Origin of the sequence: Photobacterium sp. BZF1 (assembly GCF_014349205.1) — a bacterium.
Taxonomy (GTDB): domain Bacteria; phylum Pseudomonadota; class Gammaproteobacteria; order Enterobacterales; family Vibrionaceae; genus Photobacterium.
Genome location: NZ_JACSOF010000231.1, coordinates 1 through 6,565 on the forward strand (window position 1 = coordinate 1; position 6,565 = coordinate 6,565).

6 protein-coding genes and 1 pseudogene are annotated in these 6,565 nt (G+C 44.9%); 4 read left to right on the plus strand and 3 right to left on the minus strand.

The annotated features are described in order from the left end of the window. The 4 genes from BIZ37_RS28845 to BIZ37_RS28860 form a co-directional block, all read left to right on the plus strand. The coding region (locus tag BIZ37_RS28845; RefSeq protein WP_187464467.1) for an ABC transporter permease at window positions 1–965 on the plus strand (965 nt) is incomplete at its 5' end. 9 nt (window positions 966–974) lie between these two features. Further along, on the plus strand, window positions 975–1,784 hold the full coding sequence (locus tag BIZ37_RS28850; protein WP_187464468.1) for an ABC transporter ATP-binding protein: 810 nt from the start codon (window positions 975–977) through the stop codon (window positions 1,782–1,784). Window position 1,785: 1 nt separating this feature from the next. Further along, complete coding sequence (locus BIZ37_RS28855) at window positions 1,786–2,841, plus strand: MlaD family protein (protein ID WP_187464469.1); 1,056 nt, start codon at window positions 1,786–1,788, stop codon at window positions 2,839–2,841. Window position 2,842: 1 nt separating this feature from the next. After that, entirely contained in the window at window positions 2,843–3,457 is a 615-nt protein-coding gene (locus BIZ37_RS28860) for an ABC-type transport auxiliary lipoprotein family protein (RefSeq protein ID WP_187464470.1), read from the plus strand. A 25-nt stretch (window positions 3,458–3,482) separates the two neighbouring features. Here BIZ37_RS28860 and BIZ37_RS28865 read toward each other — a convergent pair whose 3' ends face one another. The 3 genes and pseudogenes from BIZ37_RS28865 to BIZ37_RS28875 form a co-directional block, all read right to left on the minus strand. Then, a complete protein-coding gene (locus tag BIZ37_RS28865; protein ID WP_187464471.1) occupies window positions 3,483–4,154 on the minus strand; it encodes a trimeric intracellular cation channel family protein in 672 nt (223 codons plus the stop codon). Window positions 4,155–4,248: 94 nt separating this feature from the next. Continuing rightward, window positions 4,249–5,706 carry an amidohydrolase gene (locus tag BIZ37_RS28870; protein WP_187464472.1) on the minus strand — a complete coding sequence of 486 codons (1,458 nt, stop codon included), beginning with the start codon at window positions 5,704–5,706 and terminating at the stop codon, window positions 4,249–4,251. A 291-nt stretch (window positions 5,707–5,997) separates the two neighbouring features. Further along, window positions 5,998–6,565 (minus strand): annotated as a pseudogene (locus BIZ37_RS28875) (bifunctional aspartate transaminase/aspartate 4-decarboxylase); the annotation flags it as partial.

Genomic DNA, 6,565 nt, shown 5'->3' on the forward strand with positions numbered 1-6,565 from the left:
CCATTAATGCAGCCAAGTTAACATTTATAGACAATACCGGAATCGCTTTTTTATATGATATTCGCCACCGCGAACGTGCCGAAAATGCGGAAATTACCATTACTCATTTGAGTGAAAAGCTTGAATTACTGATACCTGACAAAAAAATACAGCCACAAGCCCCCGAACCAACCCCCTCAACGTTAACGACTTTCATTGAAGGTCTTGGCAAATCTATCCATGAGCAATGTACCTATGTGAGTGTGATGTACCACTTTCTATTTGAATGTGTGGTTGCATTGGCTAGAAGTTTTTTCGGGAAAGAAAGAGTGCGCTGGGTGGAGATTCTCGCCATTGCTACACAGGCCGGGGCAAACGCTATCCCCATTGTTCTGCTGATTGGCTTTCTAATGGGGGTGATCATTGCTTTTGAGATCGGCCTTGTTGCCCAGCAGTTTGGGGCTGTTATTTTTGTGGTCGATGGCATTGGCATTTCAATGTTCAGAGAGCTGGGTCCGTTGATGACGGCCATTGTGTTTGCTGGTCGGACTGGGGCTGCTTTTGCTGCTGAAATCGGGACCCAGAAAATCAATGAGGAAATTAATGCCCTTCATACCTTTGGTATTGATCCTGTTTACTTCCTTGTTTTGCCCCGGCTATTGGCTTCCATTGTTGTATTACCCTTGCTAACTGTTTTAGCCGATATCATAGGGGTGTTCGGGGGAGCGATTGTGTTACTCAAATTCGATATCGGCTTTCTCCAGTTTTACCAGCAGTTACTCAACTCTCTCACTTCCTGGGACTTTATTATTGGTTTAATCAAGGCCACGACTTTTGGCTTTATTATTGCCGCAATAGGGTGTGAACGAGGGTTAACGACAGGTATCGGATCATCGGCTGTAGGGTTGTCTGCAACCAGTGCGGTTGTCAGCAGTATTATTTGGATTGTCGTCATCGATGGCTTTTTTGCCGTTTTAATCAGTTAAGGTTCGGATATGCAGCAAAGCCGCCATCAAGCGAATGATGATAACAATAGCGATTCTGCAATAAGGGTTCAGCACCTCAAAATGGGCTACGGCTCAAAGGTGCTGCTTGAAGATGCCAGTTTCGATATTAACCATGGTGAAATAGTGGTTATCCTGGGTGGTTCCGGAAGTGGTAAATCCAGTTTGATGAAGCATTTAATTGGCTTATATCTCCCTAAAGCCGGGGATATATTGATCAATAATCAGAGCATCGTGCATGCTGGACAATCAGAAAAATATCGAATCCAGCGTCAATTGGGCGTCATGTACCAAAGTGGTGCATTATTTGGATCTCTCAATGTGCTTGAAAATGTCCGCTTCCCGTTGGACGAGTTTTCCGATATTGGGCTGGAAGAAAAAAACCTAACGGCAAGGATACTGCTTGATCTGGTTGAGATGGGGTACTCAGAACAATTCATGCCCAGTGAATTATCAGGTGGTATGTTGAAAAGAGCAGGCATAGCGAGGGCCATGGCGCTTGGGGCTGATATTATCTTGCTGGATGAACCCTCTGCTGGTCTCGACCCAATCACCGCAGCCAACTTAGATCAGACCATTTTGCAGTTAAGAAACAACTTAGGTTTTACCTTTGTCATCGTGACCCATGAGCTGCAAAGTATATTTACCGTTGCCGATAGAGCTATCATGCTCGATCCAATCTCAAGGAGCATCATCGCCGAAGGGCCGCCGGAATTGTTGCGGGATACCAGCGACGATCCTCGTGTCCGACAGTTTTTTAACCGTGTACCGGATCAACAATATAACAATGAGAGTAGGTAGTATGGATGATTCTCAAAAGCACTTTCGACTAGGGTTGTTTGTTGTTATTACGCTTGTTCTATTGTTTGGTGTCTTGTTTATCCTGGGGGGACAGGCTTTTTATAAACCCAAGCTGGCATTTGAAACCTATTTTGATACCTCAGTTGCTGGTTTGGAAATCGGGTCGCCAGTGCGTTATCGTGGTATTGCCCTTGGTACAGTGGTAGGGATAGAACTGTCTAACTCGGTGTATGAAGATGACGTCCCGCATGAACAAAGAAAGTCTTATGTGATTGTCCGCAGTGAACTAACGGGGGATGAAGAGTCAGTCCGCGATTGGGAGGAACACTTTCCGATATTCATTGCAAAAGGTTTGCGAGCCCAAACTCAGATCGCAGGAATTACAGGACAGCAATATTTATCGCTGGATTATATCGATATTTCCACCAAAGATGATTTGCCGTTTAACTGGACACCTGACTATGCGTATATACCATCCATTAAAAACTCTACGGGTAGAATCATAACTGGGATCCAGAACTTACTGGCTAATCTTGATGACGCTCAAATCGCTAATTTGGGGCATAACATCAATAGTTTGCTGGTAAATGTGAACAAGAAGATTACCGATATCGATACTTTGATGATTTCGGACGAGACGGTGGAACTGCTACTGAGTGCGAATAAAATGATCAACCATATTGATAATTTGATAGTTGATAGCAAACTCGATGATACATTAGCTAATGTCAACATCGCGAGTTCAGAATTGAACAGTATTGCTTCTGATCCAGAAATCAAAAAGGCGATATCGTCATTGCTGAAAATCTCAGTCACTATTAATCGGATGTTGGCCTCTGGTGGTGACATCAACAAAATTCTGGTTGATCTTGATGACCTGATCAAACGCTCCGATGCTATCCTGACAGACAACCAATATGACTTGTATCAGATGATCAAGAATCTCACGATCACCGCAGAGAATTTGAAAGAGTTTTCTGACACCACCAAAAATAATCCATCTTCAATCATTTTCAGTAATGCACCTGAAAAAATTAATCTTGATGGGGGTAACTAATATGAAAGTGGTAAAACACCTTTCATTTGCGCTAACCGCCATTTTCCTTGCTGGCGTCGTTGCTGGGTGTAGTGTGGGTGAAAGTATTCCTCAGCCGACAAACTATGCTATGACTGCTAGTTTACCCGTCGTTAAGTCAGCCCGAATCGGGGAAACATTGCGTATTGACCACGTAAGGAGTGTCCCGCCGTTCAATGACACTCAAATGATCTATCGTTTGAACGAGGTACGTTTTGAAAAAGACTACTACAACCGCTTTATTAGCGATCCTGAATCGATAGTGTCAAACCAGCTTGCTAGTTGGCTTCAACAGACGGGCCTTTACGATATTGTTGCTTTGCCCAGTGTTCATACCCCGTCGAACCAAGTGCTGCAGGTGACGATTACCAAGTTATTTGGTGACTTCCGAGAAGGCCAGCAGCCAACGGCAGTGATGGAAATACAGTTTTTCCTTGTCGATAACACCGATTACCGTCCTGAAGTAGTTTTCTCTAAGACTTACACAAGCCGTATTCCAATCGAGAGTAAGTCACCGTCATTGTTAGCAGAGGCCTATGGTGTCGCAATGACGGAAATCTTTGAACAACTCACTTCCCAGTTAACAGGAGTGAGGTAAGGTTTTTGATAGTTCACCATTGAGCTTATTCATTGCCCTGATGGTGATTGTGGCGCTGAATACGGTAACCGAGCTGGGCCCATTTCGGCACTGACACTTTTTCCTTAATCGATAAATGCCGGATATAAATGATCATGGTAATAGAGATAATGGCACTGAGGTTACTATGCTCTGGGCTCAGCATCAGCACCGTTGAATGGAGCATACAGCCGAAGGTAACTGGGATAGCATAAAGGTTTTTACTGAATAACAATGTTGGGCGTTGCAACAATACATCGCGAATGATTCCCCCGCCGACGGCAGTGATGACGCCTAACAGGACAGGAGCGACAGGTAACCCAAACCCTAACTCCCACGCTTTATTGGTTCCCTGTATGCCAAACATGGCGATGGCAAAAGTATCAATGTACAGGTAGCACCGGTTTATCCATCTTTTTTTCAACATGCCGTAACATACGTATCCAATAATGCTGCTAGCGAGGGCAATCCAGATGTAGGAGAGATCTTGCGCCCAAAAAATGGGTACATCCAGCAGGCAGTCCCGGATAGTCCCACCGCCTACGGCGGTGATCATGCCCAGTACCATAACAGCAAACAGGTCGATTTCTTTTTTTTCTGCCGCTAAAACGGCAGATATGGCAAAAGCAGCCGTGCCCAAAACGCTGATAATTTCAATCAGAATAGCAGTGTGATCCATAGCTACAGTTTTTCTCTGTGGGTGTGATTACCAGTGGAAAGTAAAAGTAAGCAAGTGCCCATGTAGCACTTGCTTATCTCGTTGCATGTTGCGATTAGTGATTGCACTTATCACTGTGCTGGTGGCCAATACCAAAATGCTCAAGAGCGGTATGAAGGCAGCACTCATAATGGTTCAAGGCTTGATCATCCAACTTACCACGTGGATTCTGGTCAAAATCATTCAGCGATTGATATTCAAAGCCGTTCTTCTTGGCTTCAAAGTCTTGTTTGGCTTTTTCGATTAGCTCAGGGTTGGTCATAAGTTCCAAACCTTGGGCGGCTAAAGTATGGGCAGCTTGAAGACCGGCTTTTTGACCAATACTCATACCGTTACAGGCAGTACAGCCCCACTGGTGTGGTGGGATATGCTTAGGCCAAGATGCGAAAATCACGCCCATAGTCGGTACTTGCCAGCTAATGTCGCCGACATCGGTAGAGCCACCCACTTCAACCCCGGTTTGTACCGGGAGTACATCGGTAGCCAAGCCATCTTCCGGCTTGCCCATTTCACGCTGAATGGATTTGGCAAACTGCTGTTCTTCCTCAGTCCAAGCGATAGGGAAGTAGCGCTGCATGTGATCGGTAACAGATGTCGCCAGTACATCATTAGGTAGGCAGTCATAAATGCCACCTAGGTTAGTGACTTCTGCTTTGGTTTGAGTAGATAGTGCAGCGCCTTCGGCCATATCTTCCAGCCAGTTCTTATGCTTACGGACATTTTCGGCGCTTTTACCACGGTAACGAACAAGCACTTTTGCGTGATCCGGTACCACATTTACTGCGCTACCACCGTCAAGGATTTGGTAATGCAGGCGGCCTGTTGGTTCAAGTTGCTCACGCATCATGTTGGCAGACATCAGGAAAATTTCAGCAGCATGCAGAGCACTACGGCCTTCCCAAGGGGCAACACCAGCGTGTGCTGTTACACCATGCCACTCGACGATTAAATCAATCGAAGCGGTTGAGTGCATATTGATGGCTGCGTTCACCATTGCCGGGTGGTTATGCAGGCAAATATCAAGGTCACTAAAGAGGCCCGTTGCAGCCATGTAGTTTTTACCGTTCAACGCTTCCTCTGCCGGACAACCGTAGACTTTGATTGTGCCAGGGATGTTCTCTTTTTCCATATGGTTTTTCAGTGCGATAGCTGCACCGATTGAGCTTGAACCGATGAGGTTATGACCACAGCCGTGGCCGTTGGTGTTACCATTTTTGGTTGGCTCCTGAAAAGGTACCGTGTTGTTACCAAGACCCGGAAGGGCATCAAATTCAACAAGGTAACCAATAACGGGCTTGCCCGTACCCCAAGTGGCTACCCATGAGGTAGCAAGACCTGCAATATCACGCTCGACAATTTCAAAACCAAACTTTTCCAATACCGCACTTTCATAAGCAGAGCTTTTGAATTCTTCATAACTTAGCTCTGCAAAATCCCATACATTTGAGGCCATATCCCAAATGACATCAGAAAGGGCTTTTACTTCGTTGTCTAGCTTTTCATATTTGCTCATAATCATTATTCACTCTGGATTTAAAATTGATAATTAAAGAGTTGAACATAAAAGAATAAGTACAGGTTTGTTCATCTCTTGAAGACGAGGTAATAATAAAGATAAAAAGGAACTAATTTAAATCATGATGTGATGATCAAATCATCATGTTTAATTAATAGTGTTCATTATCATGATGGATAATTGGTTTTTTTGCTTGTTATAAATGAAAAGCCCTGCAAACATTCAGGATGTTTGCAGGGCTTAAATTTTATTTTATTAATTGCTGTGAGTTGGAATCACAGTTAATACTTACGCTTGTGTCGCACTCACGAAGTTGTTGTAGTACTCATCCAGCATTTTGCGGGTTTCGCGACCAATCAACTCGTACTCGTGATGAGTCAGGTTCGCCAGTGATACTCGGACTGAACCATGTACCACATCAAAGCCTTTACCCGGTAGTAGAATAACACCGGTTTCGTAAGCAAGACGGAACAGGAAGTCTTTGCCCATGTTATTGGCTTTGAACCAGTTTACAAACTCTTGGCCGTACATTTTCGCACCTAGCACATCCAGATCTAGCAGAGTGTAGTAGTCAACGCGGTTAACGTCTTGCTCTACGGTTACACCCATGTTTTTGTACAGGGTGTTGTAACGCTGGCGGATGATGTTCTTACAAGCGTCTTTGTACGTTTCTTCTGCATCCATCAGGCAAGCCAGTGAGAACAGTGCCATCTGCACCTGCTGTGGCAGAGAAAGGCCAGCAGTGTGGTTCAATGCGACGCCACGGCTCTCGGCAACCATGCGGTCAATAAACTTGATAGTGCGTGGTTCTGGTGTCAGTGTTTTGTAGCGCTCATCCAGCAGTAGCTTTTGCTCT